General features: G+C 54.7%; 26 protein-coding genes. 15 read left to right on the forward strand and 11 right to left on the reverse strand.

From position 1 onward, the window contains the following. Positions 1-16: 16 nt before the first annotated feature. Complete coding sequence (locus ACTHO6_RS17745) at positions 17-832, reverse strand: N-acetylmuramoyl-L-alanine amidase family protein (protein WP_440243071.1); 816 nt, start codon at positions 830-832, stop codon at positions 17-19. 152 nt (positions 833-984) lie between these two features. Between ACTHO6_RS17745 and ACTHO6_RS17750 the strand changes: the two genes are divergently transcribed. Further along, a complete protein-coding gene (locus ACTHO6_RS17750; RefSeq protein ID WP_440243072.1) occupies positions 985-1,215 on the forward strand; it encodes a YneF family protein in 231 nt (76 codons plus the stop codon). Between the two features lie 18 nt (positions 1,216-1,233). Continuing rightward, the gene (locus tag ACTHO6_RS17755; protein WP_440243073.1) at positions 1,234-1,419 is read left to right on the forward strand and encodes a hypothetical protein; all 186 of its coding nucleotides are present in this window, start codon (positions 1,234-1,236) and stop codon (positions 1,417-1,419) included. A gap of 125 nt (positions 1,420-1,544) precedes the next feature. Here ACTHO6_RS17755 and ACTHO6_RS17760 read toward each other — a convergent pair whose 3' ends face one another. Next, positions 1,545-2,318, reverse strand: a complete 774-nt coding sequence (locus tag ACTHO6_RS17760) for a TSUP family transporter (RefSeq protein ID WP_440243074.1) — start codon at positions 2,316-2,318, stop codon at positions 1,545-1,547. A gap of 191 nt (positions 2,319-2,509) precedes the next feature. On the opposite strand from ACTHO6_RS17760, the gene ACTHO6_RS17765 reads away from it, so the two are divergent. Then, entirely contained in the window at positions 2,510-3,118 is a 609-nt protein-coding gene (locus ACTHO6_RS17765; protein WP_440243075.1) for a superoxide dismutase, read from the forward strand. A gap of 222 nt (positions 3,119-3,340) precedes the next feature. Continuing rightward, entirely contained in the window at positions 3,341-4,135 is a 795-nt protein-coding gene (locus tag ACTHO6_RS17770) for a dioxygenase family protein (protein ID WP_440243076.1), read from the forward strand. An 84-nt stretch (positions 4,136-4,219) separates the two neighbouring features. Here the strand turns inward: ACTHO6_RS17770 and ACTHO6_RS17775 are convergent, their stop codons facing one another. Continuing rightward, on the reverse strand, positions 4,220-5,215 hold the full coding sequence (locus ACTHO6_RS17775; protein WP_440243077.1) for a metal-dependent hydrolase: 996 nt from the start codon (positions 5,213-5,215) through the stop codon (positions 4,220-4,222). A 157-nt stretch (positions 5,216-5,372) separates the two neighbouring features. Here ACTHO6_RS17775 and ACTHO6_RS17780 point away from each other — a divergent pair, with 157 nt between their 5' ends. Both ACTHO6_RS17780 and mutY read left to right on the forward strand, forming a co-directional pair. Beyond that, positions 5,373-5,666, forward strand: coding sequence for a hypothetical protein (locus ACTHO6_RS17780; RefSeq protein WP_440243078.1), 294 nt, complete (start codon positions 5,373-5,375; stop codon positions 5,664-5,666). Between the two features lie 20 nt (positions 5,667-5,686). Further along, positions 5,687-6,802 (forward strand): A/G-specific adenine glycosylase, encoded by a 1,116-nt coding sequence (gene mutY, locus ACTHO6_RS17785; protein ID WP_440243079.1) that lies wholly within the window; start codon positions 5,687-5,689, stop codon positions 6,800-6,802. Between the two features lie 180 nt (positions 6,803-6,982). Here the strand turns inward: mutY and ACTHO6_RS17790 are convergent, their stop codons facing one another. Both ACTHO6_RS17790 and ACTHO6_RS17795 read right to left on the reverse strand, forming a co-directional pair. Beyond that, positions 6,983-7,141, reverse strand: coding sequence for a YrzI family small protein (locus ACTHO6_RS17790; RefSeq protein ID WP_440243080.1), 159 nt, complete (start codon positions 7,139-7,141; stop codon positions 6,983-6,985). A gap of 141 nt (positions 7,142-7,282) precedes the next feature. Beyond that, complete coding sequence (locus ACTHO6_RS17795) at positions 7,283-7,435, reverse strand: hypothetical protein (protein ID WP_440243081.1); 153 nt, start codon at positions 7,433-7,435, stop codon at positions 7,283-7,285. Positions 7,436-7,932: 497 nt separating this feature from the next. Between ACTHO6_RS17795 and ACTHO6_RS17800 the strand changes: the two genes are divergently transcribed. The 7 genes from ACTHO6_RS17800 (at position 7,933) to ACTHO6_RS17830 (ending at position 16,520) form a co-directional block, all read left to right on the forward strand. Next, positions 7,933-9,900 carry a methyl-accepting chemotaxis protein gene (locus tag ACTHO6_RS17800; protein WP_440243082.1) on the forward strand — a complete coding sequence of 656 codons (1,968 nt, stop codon included), beginning with the start codon at positions 7,933-7,935 and terminating at the stop codon, positions 9,898-9,900. 206 nt (positions 9,901-10,106) lie between these two features. After that, positions 10,107-10,865 (forward strand): enoyl-[acyl-carrier-protein] reductase FabL, encoded by a 759-nt coding sequence (gene fabL / locus ACTHO6_RS17805; protein ID WP_440243083.1) that lies wholly within the window; start codon positions 10,107-10,109, stop codon positions 10,863-10,865. Between the two features lie 110 nt (positions 10,866-10,975). Continuing rightward, positions 10,976-11,389, forward strand: a complete 414-nt coding sequence (locus tag ACTHO6_RS17810) for a GNAT family N-acetyltransferase (protein ID WP_440243084.1) — start codon at positions 10,976-10,978, stop codon at positions 11,387-11,389. A 48-nt stretch (positions 11,390-11,437) separates the two neighbouring features. Further along, positions 11,438-11,974: a DUF402 domain-containing protein gene (locus ACTHO6_RS17815; protein ID WP_440243085.1), complete on the forward strand. Its 537-nt coding sequence runs from the start codon at positions 11,438-11,440 to the stop codon at positions 11,972-11,974. 144 nt (positions 11,975-12,118) lie between these two features. After that, complete coding sequence (locus tag ACTHO6_RS17820) at positions 12,119-13,930, forward strand: ABC transporter ATP-binding protein (protein WP_440243086.1); 1,812 nt, start codon at positions 12,119-12,121, stop codon at positions 13,928-13,930. Continuing rightward, positions 13,930-15,150, forward strand: a complete 1,221-nt coding sequence (locus ACTHO6_RS17825) for an MFS transporter (RefSeq protein ID WP_440243087.1) — start codon at positions 13,930-13,932, stop codon at positions 15,148-15,150. The genes ACTHO6_RS17820 and ACTHO6_RS17825 overlap by 1 nt, the downstream gene beginning before the upstream one ends. Before the next feature lie 113 nt (positions 15,151-15,263). Further along, positions 15,264-16,520, forward strand: a complete 1,257-nt coding sequence (locus ACTHO6_RS17830) for an MFS transporter (RefSeq protein WP_440243088.1) — start codon at positions 15,264-15,266, stop codon at positions 16,518-16,520. Positions 16,521-16,774: 254 nt separating this feature from the next. On the opposite strand, the gene ACTHO6_RS17835 is transcribed toward ACTHO6_RS17830, so the two are convergent. The 6 genes from ACTHO6_RS17835 to ACTHO6_RS17860 form a co-directional block, all read right to left on the reverse strand. After that, the gene (locus ACTHO6_RS17835; protein WP_440243089.1) at positions 16,775-17,461 is read right to left on the reverse strand and encodes a hypothetical protein; all 687 of its coding nucleotides are present in this window, start codon (positions 17,459-17,461) and stop codon (positions 16,775-16,777) included. 299 nt (positions 17,462-17,760) lie between these two features. After that, entirely contained in the window at positions 17,761-18,624 is an 864-nt protein-coding gene (locus ACTHO6_RS17840; protein WP_440243090.1) for an NAD(P)-dependent oxidoreductase, read from the reverse strand. A gap of 6 nt (positions 18,625-18,630) precedes the next feature. Further along, on the reverse strand, positions 18,631-19,464 hold the full coding sequence (locus tag ACTHO6_RS17845; protein ID WP_440243091.1) for a pyrroline-5-carboxylate reductase family protein: 834 nt from the start codon (positions 19,462-19,464) through the stop codon (positions 18,631-18,633). 109 nt (positions 19,465-19,573) lie between these two features. After that, positions 19,574-20,254: a zinc metallopeptidase gene (locus tag ACTHO6_RS17850; protein WP_440243092.1), complete on the reverse strand. Its 681-nt coding sequence runs from the start codon at positions 20,252-20,254 to the stop codon at positions 19,574-19,576. Positions 20,255-20,509: 255 nt separating this feature from the next. Next, a complete protein-coding gene (locus ACTHO6_RS17855; protein WP_440243093.1) occupies positions 20,510-20,650 on the reverse strand; it encodes a hypothetical protein in 141 nt (46 codons plus the stop codon). A gap of 112 nt (positions 20,651-20,762) precedes the next feature. Next, positions 20,763-22,055, reverse strand: a complete 1,293-nt coding sequence (locus tag ACTHO6_RS17860; protein ID WP_440243094.1) for a glutamate-1-semialdehyde 2,1-aminomutase — start codon at positions 22,053-22,055, stop codon at positions 20,763-20,765. Positions 22,056-22,259: 204 nt separating this feature from the next. Here ACTHO6_RS17860 and ACTHO6_RS17865 point away from each other — a divergent pair, with 204 nt between their 5' ends. After that, on the forward strand, positions 22,260-23,270 hold the full coding sequence (locus ACTHO6_RS17865; protein WP_440243096.1) for an ABC transporter ATP-binding protein: 1,011 nt from the start codon (positions 22,260-22,262) through the stop codon (positions 23,268-23,270). Further along, on the forward strand, positions 23,263-24,057 hold the full coding sequence (locus tag ACTHO6_RS17870) for an ABC transporter permease (RefSeq protein ID WP_440243097.1): 795 nt from the start codon (positions 23,263-23,265) through the stop codon (positions 24,055-24,057). The genes ACTHO6_RS17865 and ACTHO6_RS17870 overlap by 8 nt, the downstream gene beginning before the upstream one ends. Position 24,058: the final 1 nt, after the last annotated feature.

The following is a 24,058-nucleotide window of genomic DNA, read 5'->3' on the forward strand; positions in this document are numbered from 1 at the left end:
GATCCTGCCTCCTGTTTTATTTTTTCAATTGCTCATACAGACGCTTCAAGATGATGGCCTCCGCCCAGAGCGGCAATGGCTTGTCAGCCTGGTTCCGCCAGTCTTCATTGGTCAAAAGGCCCTGATCAAACATCCAGTCGATTCCTTCCTGTTTCCAATCCGGCAACGTTCCTCCACCTCCATTTCCAGGGCTGGGAGTAGTCGTGGGCGACGGGGTGGGGGCGGGAGTCGGTGCTGGCGTTGGAGCGGGGGTAGGAGCAGGTGTAGGTGCGACGGGAGGACGGTAGGGCAGCTTGGCATATTCGCAAAAAGCGCGGACAACCGCTTCGGCGAGCTGTTTCCAGTCCTTGACGAGCTTATCGGCGTCCAGCGGGTTGTCGGCGAAGCCGTATTCGATAATAACCGTTTCGACGCTGCCGGTTTCCCTGTGCATGTAGTAGTAGTCCAGACTGGGGTTGTTCGGGAGCGTTCGGGTGAAAATCCGGCGATTGGGCATTCCTTCCGCTTCCAGCTCCTCCTGGATCATGCGGGGGAATGCGGCGGAGCCATAGATCGAATAGATGACCTCCGACCCTCGTCCGCCGCCTGCGTTGATATGGTTGGATAGGCAGTAGCGGGCGCCGCTGTTTCGGACAAGCGCTGTCCGTGCATCGCTCGACAGCGTCGTATCGCTTGTTCGCGTCATCGCGACCGGAATGTTCAGTTCCTTGAAGCGATTGAACTGATACAAAGAAATTTGCAGAGTCATATCCTTTTCGAGAAATTGGGCGTTGTTGCCGCCGCCAGGATCGACTCCACCATGCCCGGCGTCCACAATCAGGATAGGAGCCATTTGTGCATCACCTCTTGTTAGTAGGATATGCGGGGGATGGCCAAGATGGCTTGGGGCAGTCTCATCAATTTCAAGCGTTGTCATGTACAGAATGCCCATCTATGGTACAATGAAAGAGTTCGTAACTACGCAAAGAGGATGGTAATGAATTGATGGCTTGGTACAACTGGGTAATCCCGATCGTTACATTGATACTCGGCCTTGTGGGCGGTTTTGCCGGAGGCACCTATTACTTGAAAAAACAGCTGTCCAACATGCAGATGGACGAAAAACAGCTGCAAGCCATGGCGCGTTCCATGGGGATGAATCTCAACCAAAAACAGCTGAAACAAATGAGCCGTACCATGAAAAACATGAAAATGCCAAATAAATTCGGGAAGTAGTGCGGAGGGGGTGGCGATATGGGACCGACCCGTCTGCGCTACACGATGATCGGTTTTATTGCCGGTGTGCTGGTCGTGTACTTGAAAGACCTGCCGATGGGGGAAGGGACTCGATTCGCAGCCCCTTTTTACGGAGCGGGCATCGGCCTTCTTATCGACGGCATCATCGTGCGCTTGAAGCAGCGAAAAGGGAAAGACGAGTAGGGGGGAGCTTGGCGATTGCCAGGCTTTTTTATTTGGCAGCTGCACGGGCGAAAGCCGTGTTTTTCGCATGGGCAGGACAAAGCCGGATCACGATACCGCGATCCGGCTGGTGGAGGGGCGCCTGTTTAGGAATGGGAAAAAATCAGCTCGTAGATCATTTTCGTAATCAGAACGATGGATACGATCAAAAACAGCGGACGGACGTAGCGAACGCCGGTTTTGATGGCGACCCTGGCGCCGATGCTGGCGCCGAGCAGCATGGCAACCCCCATGACAAGCCCGGTCAGAAAAATGACCTTGCCCTCCAGATAGAAGACGAACAGCGCAGAGAGGTTGCTGGCCAGATTCAAAATCCGCCCGTTTCCGGCCGCGATCACGAAGTCATAGCCGAACAGCAGCACCATCAAAAAAACGAAAAAAGAACCGGTCCCCGGTCCGAAGAAGCCATCGTAAAACCCGATCAAAAAGGTAAAAGGAATGCCGAGGCCAAGGGTGAACCTGGTCATCCCTTTGTAGTTGGAGTCTTGGCCGAACCGTTTGTTGAACAAGGTGTAGACAAAAATCAGCCCCATCATCACGATGACGAGCACCTTCAACAGCTCCTGGGGAACGAACAGTACCGTCTTTGCTCCGAAATAGGCGCCTGCGAGCGAAACCGGGAAGAGAATGCCCATCAGCTTCTTGTCGTATTTGCCCGAGCGGATAAAGGTAAAGGAGCTGGTCGCCGAAGAAATCGTGCCGGCAAGCTTGTTGGTGCCGAGCGCCAGATAGGGAGGCATGCCCAGACCGAGCAGAGCAGGCAGCGAGATAAGGCCGCCGCCGCCGACCGTGCTGTCGATGAAAGCGGCGACAAATCCGAAGAAAGCGAGAAACAATACTGTCAATAAGTCCATGTCCATAGCGATCACCTGGTTTTTTTAGGATGGGATACCCCCAGTCTAGCACTCTCCCTTTTGATTGCAAGCGGGAAATCGCGAAAAAGAATGCTAGATTACTATACTTTGCATACCGATTTGTTGTAAAAGTGGTGGTCTTGCAGTATAATAAAGTCGTAGCTTGACCCATACATATTTTGAGGAGGAATGTTACAATGGCACATCAACTTCCTGCATTGCCTTACGCACATGATGCACTGGAACCTCATATCGACGCGCAAACCATGGAGATCCACCACGGACGTCACCATGCTACTTATGTGAACAACCTGAACGCAGCTCTGGAAGCTTATCCTGACCTGCAACAAAAAAGCGTGGAAGAGTTGATTAGCAACCTGGACGCTTTGCCTGAATCCATCCGCACGGCTGTTCGCAACAACGGCGGTGGACATGCCAACCACACCCTGTTCTGGGAAATCCTCAGCCCGAACGGCGGCGGCGCACCAACCGGCGAACTGGCTGATGCGATCAACGCAGCTTTTGGCAGCTTCGATAACTTCAAGGCTGAATTCGCCAAAGCAGCTACTACTCGCTTCGGTTCCGGCTGGGCTTGGCTGACTGCTGAAGGCGGCAAAGTAGCCATCTCCTCCACTCCTAACCAAGACAGCCCGATCATGGAAGGCAAAACGCCTATTCTCGGTCTGGACGTGTGGGAGCATGCTTACTACCTGCGCTACCAAAACAAACGCCCTGACTACATCAACGCGTTCTGGAACGTAGTAAACTGGGAAGAAGTAAGCAAGCGTTTCGCTGCTGCGAAGTAATCCTGGTTCTTTTTGCAATCATAAAGGCTTGTCGCATCTGTATGGCGGCAAGCCTTTTTTATCGTATCCGAAAAAGAGGCTAGCTGCCCGTGAGAAAGCATCGGCGCTGGACTTGGGGCGAGCCGGACTTTCTTTTTTCCGCAGGATGGTCAGGCGAGCGAAGATCCGTTATAATACTTACTAAAAGTAACTTAATTTAAAAAATAAAGAGAGGTGTTTCTCATGCTGCCGGCTTTGTTCGTTGCCCATGGCGCTCCGCTGCTTGCGCTGGAAAACAATGCCTATACCCAAGCCTTGCAACAGTTGTCCAGCCAATGGCCGCGCCGTCCGCGCGCGATCGTGATGTTTTCCGCTCACTGGGAAGCTGTTGACCAGATGGTGGGTACGATGGAGACGTTTCCCACGATCCACGATTTTGGCGGCTTTCCGCAAGAACTGTACGAGATTCAGTACCCGGCAAAAGGCGACGCTGCCGTGGCGCAGGAGGTAGCGCAGCTGTTACGGGACGCTGGCGTGCCTGTCGTCCTGGATACGACAAGAGGGCTCGACCACGGTCACTGGGTCGTGCTGCGCCATCTGTTCCCGCAAGCCGATGTGCCTGTCGTGGCCCTGTCCGTCAATCCGAATTTGACTGTCATGCAGCAGTACATGATCGGCAAGGCCCTCAGTCCTCTGCGGCAAAAAGACGTACTGATTATCGGCTCTGGCGGTACGATCCACAACTTCTCCTACCTCAACTTGCGCGAGACGTCGGACGGTGCCTTCGACTGGGCTCTGGAGTTCGAAGACTGGCTCCAGCAGACGTTGACCGCGTGGCAGATCGAGGATTTGGCGCGTTATCGCGAGCTTGCGCCGCATGCGGACAAAGCGGTGCCCGTCTACGGAAGCGAGCATTTTGTACCGCTCATTTACGTGATGGGGGCGGCCGATGACGAGCGCGCGGCGCAGCGGCTGCATATGAGCTTTCGCTACGGCAGTCTGAGCCATACGATCTGGCAGTTTGGACATTCGAAATAACGGAGGGAGCATGGAGCAGCTCAGTTGCAAAAAAAAACCACCCTTTTTCCTGAAAAGAGCGGTTTTGCGGTCGTGGCTTGCGAGCTACCCGAGCTGTCGCTTCGAGGCCAGCTTTTTCGCGAGCTGCTCCTCTCCGCGGTGAATCCAGCCGACGAAGGAGTCCTTGATATTCAGCTCGTAATCGAGATGGACCACGGCGACGAACATGTAATGGCTCTTGCCTTGAAAACGGGAACGGTAGCGCAGATCAATCCATTTGACTTCGTAGCCGAAGGGGCGTTCCTTCGTTTCTACGTGAGCATGGTGTGTGAAGGCGAGAAAGGATTGGACGTTGGAGCTTTTTTTGGCGGCGGCAATCACTTCGTTTTCAGGCTTGATGGAGAAAGTGTCCAAAATCACCACGTCGCCGGAATGCACCTCGCCCACGTACCAGTGCTGCTCGGTTTTGGCGACAAAGGTCCAGTGCGTCCAGGAAAGGGTAGGGATGATGGTGTACATGCCAGGCTTGCCGATGCGTGCGCGCACCAGCTCGGTCGTCCGCTTTTGCACTTGGCAGCGCCAAGAGTAATACAGGGCGATCACGAGGTAAATCAAGAGAAAGCTCCGCCCGGGATGTGCGCCTGCTGCCCAGAGCATGAAGCCGACGAGATGGGCGGCAAATATGAACGGGTCAAAAATGAAAATGGCGTTGAGGGCGACCCATTTATCGCGAAACGGATACAAGCCCTTTGTGCCATAGGAATTAAACAAATCGACGAAAACGTGCAGGCAGACTGCCAGAAAGATCCAGGCTAGCAGATGAAGCCAGTCGGTCTGCGGCATTAATGCCTGAATGAGGACAAAAATAGCTCCTGTCCAGACAAACAAGGCCGGTACAGAGTGAGAAACGCCCCGATGGTTGCGTATATAGGCAGCTGTACCGCGGAGGCGGACCAACCCATCCAGATCGGGTGCTTGCGAACCGATGACCGTTCCGATCATAACAGCTGCCGCAAGCGAGGGAGAAGAAGCGACGACAGGATCAAGGTAGGCGAGCCCGGCCAATCCGAAGCCCATGGCAAAGTGTGTGGCAGTATCCATGAAATCGTTGTTTTCCTCCTTTCCTTCCAGACTGTTGTTATTGTTTATTATAGCGTGTGAGGCGACATAATTCTCTCCCCTGCTGAAAAAAATTGTGAGCTTGTTCCCGCTTTTGCAAAAAGGGTATGATGAATACGAGCAAGGAGGGACATCTCGCATGTTAACCGTGTTTATCGAGTACAAGCTGCAATCGGACAAACGGGATCAGGCTCTGCGGCTGCTCGCATCCATGGCTGAACGCATGGAAGCGTTGGGCGCGCGCCAGTACCGCTGTATGGAAGGGCTGGATCAGCCGGGTTTGTTTGTCGAAGCCTTTGAAGTTGAGACTGTGCGCGCATACGAACAGATCAAGGCACACCGCTTGGCAGACCGCGCGTTTTGCGACTGTGTATCGGGCGGAGCGGACAAGCTGCACGTTTGGGCGTTTCGTCCAGCCGCGTTACCACAATAGAAGGAGCAGACGACGAAGAAATGGCAAGGAAAAAAGAAACCGGCTTGCGGTACACTCTCCCGGAGGAATTTCACGTCTTCGGCTTTTCGCGCGATTTGCTAGCCTGGTACGACTCGCAGAAGCGGGACCTGCCATGGCGGATCAACCGTGACCCCTATCGGGTCTGGGTGTCGGAAATCATGCTGCAGCAGACGAGAGTCGAAACCGTTAAGCCTTATTATATGAATTTCATGGAAAAATTTCCGACGGTGGTCGATTTGGCACAAGCACCGGAGGAGGAAGTATTAAAAGCGTGGGAAGGACTTGGCTACTATTCCCGTGCCCGCAATTTGCAGGCGGCAGCGCGCGAGGTGACGGTCCGCTACGGGGGAGTCGTGCCGGACACGCCGGAGGAGATCGCCACCTTGAAAGGCGTAGGGCCGTACACAGCCGGCGCGATTTTAAGCATTGCCTACGAAAAGCCGGAGCCTGCTGTCGACGGGAACGTCATGCGCGTCTTTTCCCGGCTATTGTACTTGACGGATGACATTGCCAAGCCCGCTACCCGCATCAAGATCGAGCATCTCGTGCGCCAGGTGATCCCGGAGGGCCGAGCGGGCGATTTCAACCAGGCGCTGATGGAGCTGGGGGCGATGGTCTGTGTGCCGCGTTCGCCCCACTGTCTGACCTGTCCCGTGTTTGATTACTGTATGGCCCGACAGGAGGGTGTGCAGGAGGAGTTGCCGATCAAGGGCAAAGCGAAACCGCCCCGTCCTGTCGATCTGCAAGTGGCGATCATCGAACGCGACGGCAAGGTGCTGATTAACAAACGCCCCGATCAGGGGCTGTTGGCAGGCATGTGGGAGTTTCCCATGGTGGAGACAGAGCAGCAAAAAGATGCCGCCAAAAGAGAGGCGCTGGCGCGTGGAATCAGCGAACGATTCGGAATCGACATCGAGGTTCTGGAGCCGCTCGGCGCGGTGCAGCACGTCTTTTCCCATCTACAGTGGAACATGCAGGTCTGGTCCTGTGACTGGATTGAGGGAGGCGAACTGCCGGGCCATGCCCGTTTTGCCAGCTGGAGCGAGCTGGACACGTATACGTTTCCTGTCGCCCACCACAAAATCCGCGAGCTGTTCGGGCAAAAAACGAAATAGCGCACGACTTCTCAAAAAACTGGCGAGGCTCTCTCGGCAGTTTTTTGTCCAAGTAGCGCTAATGCTGCCCAACCTGGCGCGCGCTGGATGCCATGCTTTTCGCCCCCTCCCAAAAAAGAAGATCATGCCAAGCGGGACATGATCTTCCGGGATTTTATCGTTGTTTGCAAAGCGGATGGCTTATCGGTAGAGAAATTCCGGAAACTGCATCGCGATCTGATGCTTCCGATCTTCCCATTCTGCGATCGCTTTTTGCTGCAAGTACTGCTTTTCGAGCTGCTCAGGCGTCGGTTTCCGTTTCTCGATGATAATCGTGAAGAAAATCATTGGAATGTACATGAAGGTCCACCTCCCATCCCTGTTGTGTGGTGCAGTCAGCCGCCGTCTATCGCTTTGACTCCTGTAAATCTCATCATTTGACGTCTTTGTCTGTTTTTCATCAACAATCCCTCCCAGTGAGTGTTATGCGAATCCCAACCATTAGATGCGGCTGACAAGTTGTGCGGCTTCCATCGCGTGAGCCTCGGCGCGTTCCTCCAGATAACGAGCGCGGGCATAAGCTGCCAGGCGTTGTTTCGGGGGAACCTGTTTGCGCTCGATCTTGACAGTGAACAGCAAGAAGTTCAGTACCATAGAGAATCACCTCCTTTCAAATGGGAAAATTTGGGTTTTAGTCGCCAAGAAAAAGACCACGGGCGAATGCCTGCGGTCTGTTGGCTGCACGAAGAAATCGAAAGACCACAAGCTACAACGCCTATGGCCTGGTCATGGACGAATGAGAATGCAAAAGATGCGAAACCATCTACCGTTCGTCGGTCCAGGAGGCGCTGTTATATGCAGTTTTGGCAACGATTGAATGATCGGCGAATGCAAGTGGAAAAGCCAATACAGGTATCATCATGTTGCAGCCTCCTTCCTTCGAGTAGTGGGATCGTAAAATGTAAACTTAGCATATGGCATTTTTTTCTTGTTGTAAAGCACTTTTCACCTAATTTACAAAAGAAAGTGAATTCAGAAAATAATAAAATATAATAAAAAGTAAAGATATGCGCGATTATTGGTTTAGCCAGCGCGATAGAGCGGGTAAGTATATGTGACGACGAGACTATGCGAAAAGGTGATGAATTCGAATGAAAATGCCCAGATTGACCGTTCGAACCAAGCTGATTGCTTCGTTCTCCTTTATTTTGATTGTTCCCGTGCTCGCTCTTGGCCTGCTCTCCTACCAGAGCGCCAAGGATCGGCTGGAGGAGCAGCTGCTGGTGACAGCCTCCGAGAACGTTCGCCTGGTGGACGAGCTTTTGGACCGCACGCTGGAGGCGCAATCCCGCGATTTGGCGCTGATCGCCTCGGAGGTCGGGAGAGAGGAGCTGACGGAAGAGGCCAGAAGCGCAACCCGCGCCAAGCTGCAAACCTTCCACAAGCTGCATCCTGACATTGGCGAGGTCTACATCGGCGAGGAAAACGGCAAGATGATGATGGCGACGGACGCCAAGCTAAGCGACGATTTCGATCCGCGAAAACGCCCCTGGTACCAGGCGGCCATGGCTCAGCCTGACAAGACGATCATTACGGACCCTTTTATTGATGCGGTGACGGGCAACGTAGTCGTAGGGTTGGCCAAAGCTTTGTCGGACCGCTCCGGCGTCCTTGGAATCGACATTCAGTTGACCACGCTCAACGAAACCGTGAAGCAAGCGAAAATCGGCGAGAAAGGATACCTGTCCCTCCTCGACGCCAACCGCAAGCTGCTGCTCCATCCGACCGGAACAGCAGGCGCCGATGTGACGCATCCGTGGGTGGATAGCCTGTACGCCCAAGCCAATGGGCAGTTTGACTTCGAGGATGAAGGCTACGCGGCGCGAGCGACTTTTGTCACCAACGAGCAAACAGGCTGGAAGCTGATGGGCGTCATGTACCGTACAGAAGCAGAGACCGCCTCCAGTCCGATCTTTTACCGGATGCTTGTGGTCATCGGGATCACGATCGCCATCGGCGCGGGAATCGTGTACAGCATTTTGCGCTCGCTGTTGCGTCCACTGCAACAATTGACGGATGCAGCGGAAAAAATGAGCCAGGGTGACGTGACGCAGCAGGTCGAAGTTAAAAGCGACGACGAGTTGGGCGTATTGGCCAAAACGTTCAACCATATGGCCGAATCGCTGCGTTCCCTGCTGTACTCGGTGAACGATTCGGTTCAGCAGTTGGCTGCATCCGCCGAGCAGCTCTCGGCAAGCGCAGAACAGACGAGCAAGGCGACCGAGCAGATTGCGACGACGATGCAGGACATGGCGGCAGGCACCGAGCAGCAAGTGTCCCACACCCAAAAGAGTACCGCGGCAGTCGGGCAAATGTCGCAACGGATTACCCAAATCGCTGATTATACGCACGAAGTATCCGAAACGGCAAAGCAGACGGCAACCGTGGCGGCGGAAGGAAACCGCTCCGTACAATCGGCGGTGCAGCAAATGACTGCCTCCAGCGAATCGATCCTGAGTCTGGCCAAAGTGGTGGACAACCTGGGAGTGCGCTCGCAGGAAATCGGCAAAATCGTCGACGTGATTACGGCCATTGCCAGCCAGACCAATTTGCTGGCGTTGAACGCAGCCATTGAAGCGGCGCGGGCGGGCGAGTCCGGTCGCGGATTTGCGGTAGTAGCGGACGAGGTGAGAAAACTGGCCGAGCAGTCATCTGCGTCGGCAGAGCAGATCAGCCATTTGATTGCGGCAATCCAGCAGGAGACGGAAATTGCCGTTGACGTCATGGAAAAAAGCAAGCGGGAAGTGACGGAGGGGATCGGAAAAGTATACGAGGCTGGGCGTTCGTTTGACCAAATTCAGTCGGCGGTCGATGAAGTGGCGCTAAAAATTGGCCGAGTCTCCCAAGCTTCGCAAGATATTTCCGAGCAGACCCAGTTGGTCGTCCAGCTCATCAACCATATTTCCGAGGTGACCCTGCAGGCTTCGGATGGGACGCAAAGCGTATCGGCAGCAGCCGAGGAGCAGCTCGCCTCCATGGAAGAAATCGCGTCCTCCGCTACATCTCTGGAGCGATTGGCGGAAAATCTGCAAGATCAGATCGGCAAATTCAAGATGTAAAGCAAAAACCCGGTGCAACGGACAGCTCGTCTGCCGTGCAGCCGGGTTTTTTCGCCTGTTTCGAAGGGCATAGGGCGACAGGGCTTAGGGCAGCAGAGATTTTGGCTCCCGGTAGCAAAAGCAGGAGCGGAGTTGTATAATGAATAAGTAATTTTGATTGATTAGTACCTGATATTAATAGTTGGTGTGTAGGAGGCAATGCTTTTATGAATACGACAAACAAAGTGGCATTGGTGACTGGCGGGACGCGCGGCATCGGCAAAGCGATTGCGATGCAGCTGGCTGAGCAAGGCTACGATCTGGTTTTGAACTATTTGCGCAACCGTTCCGCAGCGAGAGAGGCAGCTGCGGAGCTGGAGGCAAAGGGAGTGCGCGTGCATCTGGTCAAAGCCAACGTAGGTGACGTGGCCAAGATCAAGGAGCTGTTTGCAGAGATTGACCGCGAGTTCGGTCGACTGGATGTGTTTATCAACAATGCGGCTTCCGGTGTTCTGCGTCCGTTGATGGAGCTGGAAGAGAGCCATTGGGACTGGACGATGGAAATTAACAGCAAAGCCCTGTTGTTCTGTGCGCAAGAAGCGGCAAAACTAATGATCAAGGGCGGAAATGGCGGGAAAATCGTCAGCCTGTCCAGCCTCGGCTCCATTCGCGTACTGGACAACTACACAGCGGTTGGCGTCTCGAAGGCGGCGGTAGAAGCGATTACACGCTACCTGGCTGTCGAGCTGGCACCGCACAATATCGTGGTCAATGCGGTCTCCGGCGGCGCCGTGGATACAGATGCGCTCAAACACTTCCCGAATCGCGAAGAACTGCTCGGCAACTCCGCGCAACGCACGCCGGCAGGGCGGATTGTAGAACCGGAAGACCTGGCGAACGCGGTGATGTTCCTGATCTCCGACAAGGCTTGGATGGTGCGCGGACAGACCTTGATCGTTGACGGAGGCATTTCTCTTTTGACCTAATTCGTCCTCATGCGGTGACCAGGAGTTGGCGACTTTGACGCCTGACTACACAAGACAAAGTTGTCCTTGTGTTGTACAATAGAGGAAGAAGGTTACGAAGGAGGCAACGTATGCTGATTCGTCCGTTTCGACTCGGTGACTATTCGGCTATCACAAGTATCTGGCAACAGACGGGTTTGGACCAATCGGGCACGGAGTCGTTGAACGATTTGGCCCAACAGTTGGCATGGGACAGCGATTTGGTTATGGTGGCGGAAAAAGACGGCAGAGTTGTTGGAGTCGTGGTCGGCACGATTGACGGAGCGCGCGCCTATTTTTACCGGCTGGCGGTTCTCCCCGAGATGCAAGGTTCCGGTATTGGCCGCGAACTCGTGTCTGCCATCGAAAAGCGCTTCAAACAACGCGGCGTCAATAACGTCCTGATTATGGTCAATCAGGCGAATCCGGAAGTCCTTCCGTTTTACCTTTCGCTTGGCTACGAAGTACAAAAATTTGTAACGCTTTCCAAAAAGCTCTCTTCCTAAAGGAGGCTTGTCCCCATTCAAATAGAGAAGAGAAGAAAGGGGAGAGTCATGTCACCAACTCCGGGCTCCAATATCCGCATTGAAAGTTATAAACATGATCATTCGCTGCACCGCATTTGGGACAAATCTACGCTGATCCATACCAGTGATGCGGTGGTGATTGGGGGGAACGATCGGGTCAAGGTGACAGAAGCAGACGGGCGGGAGTGGCGCACGCGCGAGCCGGCCATTTGTACATTTGGTCGGGGCCAGTGGTTCAATACCATTGCCATGATTCGCGACGACGGCATCTACTATTACTGCAACATTGGTTCGCCCTTCACCATGAAGGGACAGCTGCTCAGCTACATAGACTATGATCTCGATGTAAAGGTGTTTCCCGATATGACGTATTCGATTCTGGATGAAGAGGAGTTTCTGTTGCACAGCAAACAGATGAACTACCCTCCGTTTGTCGTGGAAAAAGTACAGACCGCGCTGCGAGAAGTGCTGGATTGGATCAGCGCGCGCCGCGGCCCTTTTCAGAACGGCTTTGTGCAACGCTGGTACGAGCGGTATCTTTTAGTGCGAGACGATGAGGAATAATCCCTTTCCCGTGATCCGGGGGAGGGATTTCCTTGTCCTGTCGGAAACTTGAAAAAAGGCGAAGCACGATCACCTGCGTGCAAAATTGGCTGTGCCTGGACGAATCGGGCACAGCCACGTTTCTATGTAAGGGAGGTATGCTGGTTGAGCATACGTCGCTATTTGGCCTATGTGATGCCCTACTGGAAACAAATCGTGGGCACCATATTCATAGGCATCATCAAATTTTCCATTCCGCTTGCTCTGCCGCTCATCATCAAATATGTGATTGACGATTTGCTGCCAAGCCCGATGCCCCGCGAGGAAAAACTGGCGCAGCTGTTCTGGCTGATGCTCGCCGCGTTTTTTGTGTTTACGGTGGTGCGTGCGCCTGTCGAGTACATCCGCCAATACTTCGCGCAGTGGGTTTCCAGCAGAATCTTGTTTGACATTCGCAATCAGCTCTACTCGCATTTGCAGCGACTTTCGATGCGGTACTACAACAACACGAAGACGGGCGAGGTCATTTCCCGGGTCATTAACGACGTGGAGTCCACAAAAAGCTTTGTGGAGACAGGTCTGATGAATCTGTGGCTCGATCTGATTACGATCGGGCTGACGCTTTTGATTATGTTCTCGATGGATGTGGAGCTGACGCTGGTCGCCATCGTCGTCTTTCCGCTGTACAGCTTTTCCGTCAAATACTTTTACAAAAGGCTGCGCCAGCTGACGAGGGAGCGTTCTGCGGCGCTTGCTCGGCTGCAAGGCTATTTGTACGAGCGCGTGAACGGCATGTCGCTGATCCGCAGCTTTGCGCTGGAAAGCCACGAGAGCAAAAGCTTCGCCAAGGAAAACAATCAGTTTCTGGACAAAGCGCTGGAGCATACGCGCTGGAATGCGCGGACGTTTTCCGTCGTCAATACGGTCACCGATATCGCGCCGCTTTTCGTCATCGCCTACGCGGGCTACCAGGTGATCGGCGGCAGCATGAGTGTAGGGACGCTGGTAGCGTTTTACGCCTATTTGGAGCGGCTGTACACGCCGCTGCGTCGTCTGGTCAATTCCAGCACGGTGTTGACGCAAGCGATCGCCTCCATGGACAGGATGTTCGAGTTTCTCGATGAATCGTACGACATCGTGGACAGCCCCCATGCGCGCGAACTGCCAGTCGATCCCGCGACGGGACGAATCCGGGGCGAGATTTGCTTTGAGCATGTTTCGTTTCGCTACCGGGAAGACGGGCCGCTCGTGTTGCAGGACGTGAACCTGACGATGAAACCGGGAGAGACAGTGGCGATCGTCGGGATGTCCGGTGGCGGCAAATCGTCGCTGATTAGCCTGTTGCCGCGCTTTTGGGACGTGACAGAAGGGCGGATTACGATAGATGGCATCGACATTCGTGAGCTGAAGCAGCAAAATTTGCGCCATCATATCGGCCTGGTGCAGCAGGATACGATTTTGTTTAGTGAATCGGCCAGAATCAATATTTTGATGGGAAATCCTGCGGCGGATCAGCAGGCCGTCGAGGAAGCGGCGCGCGCGGCGAACGCGCATGAATTCATCAGCGAGCTGCCGCAGGGCTACGACACCGAGCTGGGCGAGCGAGGCGTGAAGCTCTCGGGGGGCCAAAAGCAGCGAATTGCCCTCGCGCGGGTTTTCCTGCGCAATCCGGGCATTCTCATTTTGGACGAAGCGACCTCTGCCCTTGATCTGGAGTCGGAGCACATGATTCAGGAGTCGCTGGCCCGCCTGACCAAAGGCCGAACGACGCTGATCGTAGCGCATCGTCTGTCCACAATCACGCATGCGGACAAAATCGTCGTCATGCGCGAGGGGCAGATTGTCGAGCAAGGCAAGCACGAGGAACTGCTTGCGCAAAAAGGAGTGTACGAGAGCCTATGGAGCGTCCAGGATTTTGGAGGTGTGTCGGAAACAGGCGTGCGGGATGAGCGCTCAGGGCGAAGGGAGGGATTCTGATGGAGATATGGCGACGCAATTTATACGTGCTCTGCGGATCGCTGTTTGTCGTCATGCTGGCGATGAGCATGATTATGCCGTTTTTGCCGCTCTATATTCAGCAAGACTTCGGGATAGACGATCCGCACCAGGTGACGGCATGGGCGGGGATAATTTTTGGCGCCAATTTTTTGACCGCAGGGCTTGTGTCCCCGATCTGGGGCAATCTCGCTGACAAGCACGGGCGCAAGATCATGATTTTGCGTTCCGGCTACTTCATGTCGATCACGGTTGCGTTGACGGGCTTTGCCGGAAGTTTGTGGCAGCTGTTGGCGCTGCGGCTGATTAACGGGCTTGTGGGCGGGATCATTCCGGCCAGCACGGCGCTCGTAGCTTCGTCTGTGCCGAAAGAACGGATCGGCTGGGCGCAGGGGTTGCTGCAATCGTTTATTACGGCGGGCACGATCATGGGACCGCTTTTTGGCGGTGTGCTGGCGAATCAGATCGGCTTTCGGATGATCTTCGTGGTGACAGGCAGTCTGCTTTTGCTCGCTACTTTGGTCATTACGTTTACGGTTAAAGAGACGTTTGTTCCACCAGAAAAAAAGGACCGCTCCAGCCTGAAGGAAGATTTTCAGATGATCTTTTCGTCCAAAGAGCTGCCGGCACTCTTTTTTGTAACCGTGATGATCCAGTTTGCGCTGTTCAGCATCGTGCCTGTCTTGCCGATCTACATCGCGCAGCTGGTCAGCTCGGAAGGGGCGAAGGTAGCGCTGTGGGCGGGAATTGTCCAGGCGGCGATGGGGATTGCCAACGTGTTCGCTTCTCCGCAGCTGGGACGGCTGGGAGATCGGTTCGGCTCGCAAAAAGTGCTGTTGTTCGCTTTGCTCGCGGCGGCCTTCCTGTTCATTCCGCAAGGGCTGGTCTGGACGGTGTGGCAGCTGGTGGTCCTGCGCTTTTTGCTCGGGCTGTCGCTCGGCGGGCTGCTGCCTTCTGTCAACGCGCTGCTGCGCCGCGCAACCCCTGCGCATATGGTCAGCCGCGTCTACGGCTACAACAACAGCTTCGTCAGCATCGGGAGCATGCTCGGGCCGATGATCGGCGGCTTTATGGCCGGGTACGTGAGCATCAACGGCGTGTTTTTCATGACGAGCGCCTTTTTGTTCATCAATGCGGGCTGGGTGTATTACAGTTTTTTCCGCAACAAATCTGTACAGTCTACAGAATCTGGAATAGAATAAGGCATATGTGACGAAACGAGGTGCACCTCCATTGTGATAAGAAGTCGGCAGGAATAAGTGCATATTCCGTCAGGAGCCGGGAACGGTCCTGAACCGACAGGAGGTTGTGCATCGTGTGGCAAAGACGATTCGTTTGCCTCTGGGCGGGTCAGACATTGGCCAATCTGGGGGATGTTTTTTACATTGTGGCGTTCATTTCGGTCATCTACGCGGCGTCCGGCTCGGTGATGTACACGGCGTTTGTGTCCGTAGTGATTTTGTCGGCGCAGTCTGTCAGCGGCTTGACCGCGCCGCTCTTTTTTCGCAGATGGACGCTTTCGCGCATGCTCGTCTTGTCGCAGGCACTGAAAACGGCTCTGCTCGCGGCAGCGGCTGTGTGGGTGGACAGGGAGACGGGGACGCAATGGCTCTGGCTGCTCTTCAGTCTCGGGGCGATGATCGCCTTCATGGACGGCTGGGCCAATCCGGCGCGCAACGCGCTAGTGCCGCAGCTTGTGCCCCGCGAAGAGCTGATGCGGGCAAACGGCCTGCTTGCAACTTCCGATCAGACGGTTCATTTTGCCGGATGGGCGGCGGGGGGCTTGCTCGTGGCCTGGTTGGGAGCGAGCACCGTTCTCTGGGGCACAGTGGCCGCCTACGTCTTGGCAACGCTCGCTATGCTGGGAGTCAAGCCGGAGGATGCCGAAGTTGCCGAGGATGCTAAAGATACCGAAGCCGGCCAGCGGATTTCTCCCCAGCAGCCGCAGGGAGATTGGCTTACGGGCTGGAAAACGATCCGCGCTGTGCCGCTGTTGCGGCAACTGGTGGCGCTGGATGTCGTCATGGGCATCGCGGGCACGGTCTGGATCGCGGCGATTTTGCTGCCTTATGTCCTGGAAGTGCTGGGGCAGGGCGAAGCGTGGTGGGGATACATCAATGCGGGCTACCTGCTTGGCTCGATCATCGGCGGCACGTTGCTTTTGAAGTACGGCGGGCAGATGAATCGGCAGCTGCCTCGCTGGCTGTTGGCGGGAGTGAGCGGTACCGCGCTGATGACCTTGCTGTTTGGCAGCGTATCGTATCCGTTGGCGGCTTTGCTGTTTTCCTTTGCGCTGGGTCCGTTTCTGGAGATGGCGCTGGTGAGCAAGCAGACGATGTTGCAGCAGGAGACAGAGCCAGCGGCATTGCCGTACGTCTTGTCTGCCAAAGGCACGCTCGACGCGCTTGTTTTCGGGCTGTCCTCGCTGGTGATGGGAGCTTTCGCCCAGTGGCTTGGCACCCGTGCCGTTTATTGGCTCTCCGGTCTGCTGCTGGTGGTGGCAGTTGGCTTGGCATGGCGGCTGTGGCAAAAGCGGCCCGCGCATGCGGGTGAGCAGGGGCAAACTTTTTAGAGAATGATAGGATCCCCCCTTTAAGTAGACAGTAAAAAGAAAGACTTTACTGTTTATTTGGAGGGGATTTTTTACGGGGAAAACGAGAGGAATCAAGCGCGTTTACGCAACCTCAGCTCAGATCCTGACGGGATGAGGCTGCGTAAAGCAAGGGCTTGTTTTCAGCTGTCCGCTTGACGGGGTTGCGGTCAATGTCAACGTATAAGCTATTCCTGCTCCCGGATTAACCCCATAAAAATTGGATTCATGCAAATCTATTGCTCAAATAACAGAAAAAGCTCTTCTCGCGTTAATTTTCTTACCTCATCAATTGTGAGAACAGAAAAGATGAAATCTCGGACTTGTTCTTCTTCTTTGGTAGCAGGATCGGGTAAAAGTTCCCCCTCAGAAGTGTTGAAACGCTGGTTAAACTTTTCAAAGTTCATGTTAGCCGTCATGGAGACTTCCATATTCTTATGCTGTCCGTTTTGTAGGACAAGTTCATACTGAGCTGTAACCGTTATGCTTTCAGCACTGTATGTATCAATGGATATATTTGTTACCGTGTATTCTTTTGCCGGCAGCACACCTTCTTTTAATAACCGGACATACTCCTGGTATTCTGGATGAAGGGTGGAAAGGTTCTTTTGCAAACGTTGTTTAGCTTCTGGAAGGATATGCCAAGTGATGAAAGAGTATCTTTGTAACAGTTCTTCTTCTGTTTTCACAGTAAAGAGTGTTGGCCATTCGGATTCCAGTTTTTGAATCAGAATGGATAATACGGATTCAGGAGATTTTATACGTTCCATCATTTCGGACTTTTTCTTGTAGTCAATCTTCGAAACGGTCATGGTAGGTGTCTTTTCCTCCAGATTGCTGGATGTTGTAACAGTCTCGGCTGAGCATGCCATTAATCCAACTGCAACGGGAATGAATACAAACAGCTTCCGCACCTTACTCATAATCAACCTCCCTAGAATAGGAATAGCGAACCTAATTCGGCTCGCCACCGCAACGTTCATGGAGTTTTCTATCCCCCTCCCTATTTGATTACGTCTAGTATCATATATTTAACTCAAATTGTAAAAAATTCCTTTTTACCCACCTTCCCTATTTTCTGGTTTCTCTTATTTTTCAAATCAAAAGCAATTCACGGGCGGGGGCTGTCTAATCAGTCTCACTGGATCAGAATCGTCTACATTCGTAATCTGTGCAAAAAAAAGACCGGAAGCGACTCCGGTCTTTTCCATTCATTCCGCGGCTATTTGGTAAGGGTAGTGCCTTGCAGATGACGCAGAATCGCCATCAGGTCCAGCTCGCCCAGTCCTTCCTCCAGGGCATGGCGGTAGGTTGCCTGCGCCGATTCCGCAAGCGGAGTAGACACGCCAGCCTCGCGGGCCAGGCGCAGGTCTTTGGCCATATGCTTCAAGGCAAAAGCCGCCGGATAGTCGTCTGCAAGAATCGAGGCCGCTTTTCCGCGAATCAGCGGGGTGCCTACAGCGCTTTGCGAAATAATCTCCAGCATTTGCTCCGTCTCAATCCCGAGCGAGCGGGCGAACAGCAGCGTTTCCGACACGCCCTGGACCGTGATGCCGAGCAGGAGATTGATCGCCAGCTTGGCAGAGGTGCCCGCGCCGTTCGGTCCCAGGTAAAGGGCAGCCTTGCCGAGCTTGTCCAAGAGAGGCTTTGCTTCGTCGTAGTCCGCTTGTTCGCCGCCAACCATGATGACGAGCTGCGCTTCCTTTGCCGGACCGACACTGCCTGAGACCGGAGCGTCGAGAAAACGCAGCCCGGCTTTTTGCGCTTGCTTCGCCAAAAAGCGGGATGTCTCCGGCGCAATCGTGCTCATGTCAATCGCCAGCTTGCCGGATACACGCGCCGACAGCACGCCGTCTGCTCCGGTGTAGATCGCGGTTACGGCATCATCGTCGCTGACCATCGTAAACAGTACGTCGCATTCCTCGGCGAGCCGGGGGAGAGACGCCACCTGCTTCGCGCCGAGCGAAACCAGCGGAGCCGCCTTGTCCGGCGTACGGTTCCAGACGCGCACGTCATAGCCCGCTGCCAGCAGATTTCCCGCCATTGGTATGCCCATCTTGCCCAAGCCAATCCAACCTACGATCATGTCTGATTACTCCTTTTCGTCGCTTTGTTCACCGATCTGCTTTTGCACAAGTTCTTTCAAGGCGGCGTGCTTGGCCGCTGTCATGGCAAACAGCTCGTCAAAGCCGCCCGGCAAGGTTTTGGCGAGGACGCGCAGCCCTTCCTCGGTAATGCCGCCTTTAGTGGCGACGCGCTCGATCAGCTGGTCGAAGCCAAGCTGCTCGTTTTTCAGAAGCAACGCCGTTCCCAGCATCGTCTCCACGAGGATGCTGCGGGCCTTCTCGATTCCCAGCTCCGGCGTTTTGCGAACAGCTGCCTGGGCAAACGAATCGAGGATCCCCGCAAGCAGCCCAGGCGCACTGCTGCTCAAAATCGTCGCCGTCTCGATTTCCGTATCGGCAACCTCCTGCACCTCGCCGATGGCAGACAGCAGCGCAAGCAAATGTCCGCGCTGTTGGGCGTTGACTCTATCGCTGTGCGTGTACAGCGACACCCCGTGCAGCTCCGAGGAAACGACAGTCGGGATCACTTTGCTGACCGGCCCGTCATGCACGGTTTCCAAATCCGCGATGCTGACCCCGGCAGCGACCGAGACAATATGCTTCTCGGCAGACAGCGACAGCCCGCGTAAAACAGGCAGAATGTCCAGCGGCTTCGTACAGAGGAAAATCAGCTCCGCCTGTTCGCACACTGCTTGTGCGCTTGCCCCGGCGACCACGCCGTATTCCGCTCGCAGCTGCTCGGCCTTTGCTGGTGTGCGGTTGAAGACAACGACGTGTTCCGGTTGAATCACTGCGCTTTTGCAAAATGACTTCGCGAGCATTTGCCCCATACTTCCCAACCCGATAATCCCGATGCGCATGTACAAAACCTCCCGCCTCATTGTAACGCAAGTCCATAAAAAAGGTACAGCCTCCCGCAGGGGAAGAGGCTGTACCTGCTTTTGTCTGTTCGTATTTTGGCAAAGGCGATTATTCGTCAGAGCTTCTGAAAATCATAATGTATTTGACCAGCTCCAGTACGGAGATCAGCGCGGCGGCCACATAGGTCAGCGCGGCGGCGCCCAGCACCTTGCTTGCTCCGCGTTCTTCCTCGTTGCGAATAAAGCCCATTTTCAGCATCAGATCTTTGGCACGGCTGCTTGCGTTAAACTCGACTGGCAGCGTGATGAGCTGGAAGGCAACGGCGCTGGAGAAGAAAATAATCCCGAGCAGCAAGAGACCTGTCATTTGGAAAAAGAATCCACCGAGCAAGAGCAGCGGCGCAACACCGGATACCATGTTGACAAGCGGGAAAATGCGGTGGCGCGCTACAAGCATCGGATACGAAACCTTGTGCTGAATAGCATGGCCGACTTCGTGACAAGCCACGGACAACGACGCAATGGAGTTGCCGAAGTACACGGGATCGGACAGGCGAACGACGCGGGATATCGGATCGTAGTGGTCGGTCAACGTGCCGGGAATATGTTCGACCGGAACGTTGGTCAAACCGTTTGCATCGAGCATGCGTCGCGCCGCTTCGGCTCCGGTGAGGCCGGAGGAAGTAGGAACCTCCGCGAACTTGGAAAAGGTTCCCTTTACGCGGAATTGAGCCCAGAGCGACAGTCCGAATGCAATCAGGATCAGAAAATCCATCGGGTGAAACAACATTGAGCACTCACTCCTCGTTTTTATCTACGAATATTAGGCACAATAGCAGTTCCTTATACATTTTGTCCCCTATCCATGTTTACGAATAACGGGTAGGTCCGTTTCACTATTTTTATTGTACAATCTCTGACCTTCTTTGACAATATCATCATCGACTTATATGTGTCGGCCAAAGAGCTGGCAACCGCGTCAGCTTCCGTCCTTCCATAAAAAGACAGACGCATCCTCTGTCGGGAATGCGTCTGTCTGGCACGCTTAGCGATCGTGGTTCTGCGTTTTGTGATGCTCGGTCTTGCGCGGATTTTGAAAGCCGACGACCTCGAGCATCTTGCTACTCATTTTGGAATCCAGCGTTTTTTCCGGAGCTTGCGGGTACGTTTTTTCGCCTTTTGACACCAGGAACTCCTCCTTGCGATGTGACTCCCTTGCCGTCGTTAGTATCCCCAAAAAGGAGGGAACCAGCTTGGCAATGCTTGTCTTTGGCGTCAGGCTCACGCATGCGGCTACGTTACGCGTTCAACTGCGCAAACGCGCGGTCGACAGCTGCGATCGTCTCTTGGATGTCGTCCTCCGTGTGCGCGGTGGTGATGAACCATGCCTCGTATTTGGAGGGAGCGAGGCAGATGCCTTCGTCCAGCAGGAGGCGGAAAAAGCGGGCGAACAGCTCGCCATCGGCTTTTTGCGCGGTCTCGTAGTCGCGGACAGGTTCATCGGTAAAGTAAACAGCCATGGCTCCTTTGACGCGGTTGAGCTGGATCGTTACGCCGTGTTTTTTCGCCGCCTCGCGGATACCTGTTTCCAGCAGCGCACCGAGCCGTTCGAATTCCTCGTAGACACCAGGCTGCTTCAGCACCTCCAGGCAGGCGATTCCGGCGCGGATGGAAGCGGGATTGCCCGCCATTGTCCCTGCTTGGTAAGCAGGACCGAGCGGCGCCACCTGCTCCATAATCGCGCGACGTCCGCCATAGGCTCCGATCGGCAAGCCGCCGCCGATGATTTTGCCGAGCGCGGTCAGGTCAGGGGTGACGCCCAGTAGGTTTTGCGCACCGCCGTAGCAAAAGCGGAAAGCGGTAATCACTTCGTCATAGACGACGAGCGCGCCTGCTTCGTGCGTGATCCGGTTCACTTCCTCCAAAAATCCCGGCTCCGGTGTGACGATCCCGAAGTTGCCCACGATTGGCTCGACCAGCACGCACGCTGTTTCGTTGCCCCATTTGCTCATCGCTTCGGCGAACGCCGCGATGTCGTTGAATGGAACGGTAATCACTTCGTTGGCGATGCTTTGCGGAATGCCGGCGCTGTCCGGGATGCCGAGCGTGGACGGGCCAGAGCCTGCCGCCACCAGCACGAGATCGGAGTGGCCGTGGTAGCAGCCAGCGAATTTGATAATTTTGGCGCGTCCGGTGTAAGCGCGAGCCACGCGGATGCAGGTCATCACGGCTTCCGTACCGGAGTTGTTAAAGCGGATGCGCTCCATCGAAGGAATCGCTTCGCGGATCATGGTGGCAAACGTAATTTCCCACGGCGTCGGTGTTCCGTACAGCGTGCCGTTCGCTGCCGCTTCGCTGATCGCTTTGGTGACGTGCGGATGGGCGTGGCCGGTAATGATCGGACCGTACGCCGCCAAATAGTCAATATATCGGTTGCCGTCCACGTCCCAGAAATACGCGCCCTGGGCTCGCTCCATCGTCACGGGCGCTCCCCCGCCGACGGCCTTGAAAGAACGGGAAGGGCTGTTGACCCCACCGAGAATGACGTCCAGGGCTTGTTCGTGCAGTTGCGCGGATCGTTCACGTTTCATCCGTTTTTTCCCTCTTTTCTGTTCAAAAAACTCCTTCCCTATCTTACCACAGCGAAAGACCGCCTGGATATGACAGAGAGAAGCCTCGGATGGTCCTAGTTTTGCGCCGGCAGTTTGCTACAGTTTGCCTTTTGCACATTTTCGCGTGCTCCTATACACTAACAGTTGTTCATTTGTAAGCAAGAACAAAAAGGACGGTTTTCCATGATTGAAGTGAGACATTTGCAAAAGGAGTTCCGCATTCACCAGGCCAGATCCGGTCTCGGGGGTGCTTTTCGTGATTTGTTCAGCCGCGAGTACAAGACTGTAAAAGCGGTGGATGACCTTTCTTTCACCGTGGAAGAGGGGGAGATGTTCGCCCTGATCGGGGAAAATGGCGCGGGGAAATCGACGACGATCAAGATGCTGACGGGCATTTTGACCCCGAGCGACGGCGAGATCGTCATCAATGGCTATGTTCCGTTCAAACAGCGCGAGGAATACGTGCGCTCCATCGGCGTCGTCTTTGGGCAGCGTTCGCAGCTGTGGTGGGATTTGTCCCCGCTGGAGTCGTTTCGCCTTTTAAAAAGCGTCTACAAGGTCGACGACACAGAAGGCGAAAAGTGGCTGACGCGCCTGATCGAGGAGCTGGAAATCAGCCCGTTTGTCAGTCAGCCGGTGCGCAAGCTGAGCCTCGGCCAGCGGATGCGCTGCGAGGTAGCCGCCTCTCTGATTCACAAGCCGCGGCTTTTGTTCCTCGACGAGCCGACGGTCGGGCTGGATGTGCTGGTGAAGCAAAAAATCCGCGAGTTTTTGCGCAGCTTAAACGAGACGGAAAACATGACGATCCTGCTCACCACCCACGACGTTTCCGATATCGAAGCGCTCTGTAAACGGGTGTTGGTCATGGACAAGGGCAAGCTGATTTTCGACGGCCTGCTCAGCGATCTGAAGGAAAAGTGGGGCAATGGCACAGAGGTATCCTTTCAGATGAAAAAGCGCACCTCTGCTGAAGAGTTGCGCCGGGCACTGGGGGATATGCCCTGCGAGATCACGCAGGAAAACGAGTACACGCTCAGCGTCCTGGTGCCGCAAAGCCAGGAAATGCTGCCGTTTGTGCTGTCTACCGTCATGTCGTCGTTCGAGGTCAGCGACGTGAAAATGCTGGAGACGAGCACAGAGGATATCGTCCGCAATATTTACCAGGTCGATTCAGAGGTGCGGGGCCATGCATAAGCTCTACATGGAACTGATCCGCATGCGTTTTTTGACGATGCTTGCGTACCGCGTGAACTACTACAGCGGCATCATCATCTACGCGATCAACATCGGGGCGTACTACTTTTTGTGGGGGGCGATCTACGGCGATCAGCAGCAACTGGGCGGGCTGTCGGTCGAGCAGATGACCTCCTACGTGGCGATTGCCTGGATGTCTCGCGCGTTTTACTTTAACAACATTGACACGGAGATCGCCCAGGACGTGCGGGAGGGCAAGGTCGCCATCGAGATGATCCGCCCCTACAACTACTTGTCCGTCAAAACGGCGCAGGCATTCGGGGAAGGGATTTTCCGATTTCTGTTTTTCGCGGGGCCGGGGATTTTTCTCATCAGCCTGATGATTCCCTTTCACTTCCCGGCGACCGCGACTGGCTGGGGGCTGTACCTCATCAGTCTGATGTTCGCTTTTCTCATCAATACGCAGATTAACCTGGTGACGGGTCTGTTGACCTTTTTCCTGTTCCGCAACGACGGGATGATGCGGGCGAAGCGGGTCGTCGTCGATCTGATGTCCGGGCTTGTGTTGCCGATCAGCTTTTTTCCCGGCTGGGCGCAGACCGTCATGGGTTTTCTGCCGTTTCAGGCCGTCAACTACTATCCAAGCCTGATTTTTACCGGAGCGATTACCCCTGGACGCGCCTGGGAATTGATCGGCTTTCAGGCGATCTGGATGGTGGTCATTCTGGTCCCCATTCTGGTTTTGTGGCGGATGGCCCGAAACCGGTTGGTCGTGCAAGGAGGGTAGA

Origin of the sequence: Brevibacillus sp. SAFN-007a, assembly GCF_051967035.1 — a bacterium.
GTDB lineage: Bacteria > Bacillota > Bacilli > Brevibacillales > Brevibacillaceae > Brevibacillus.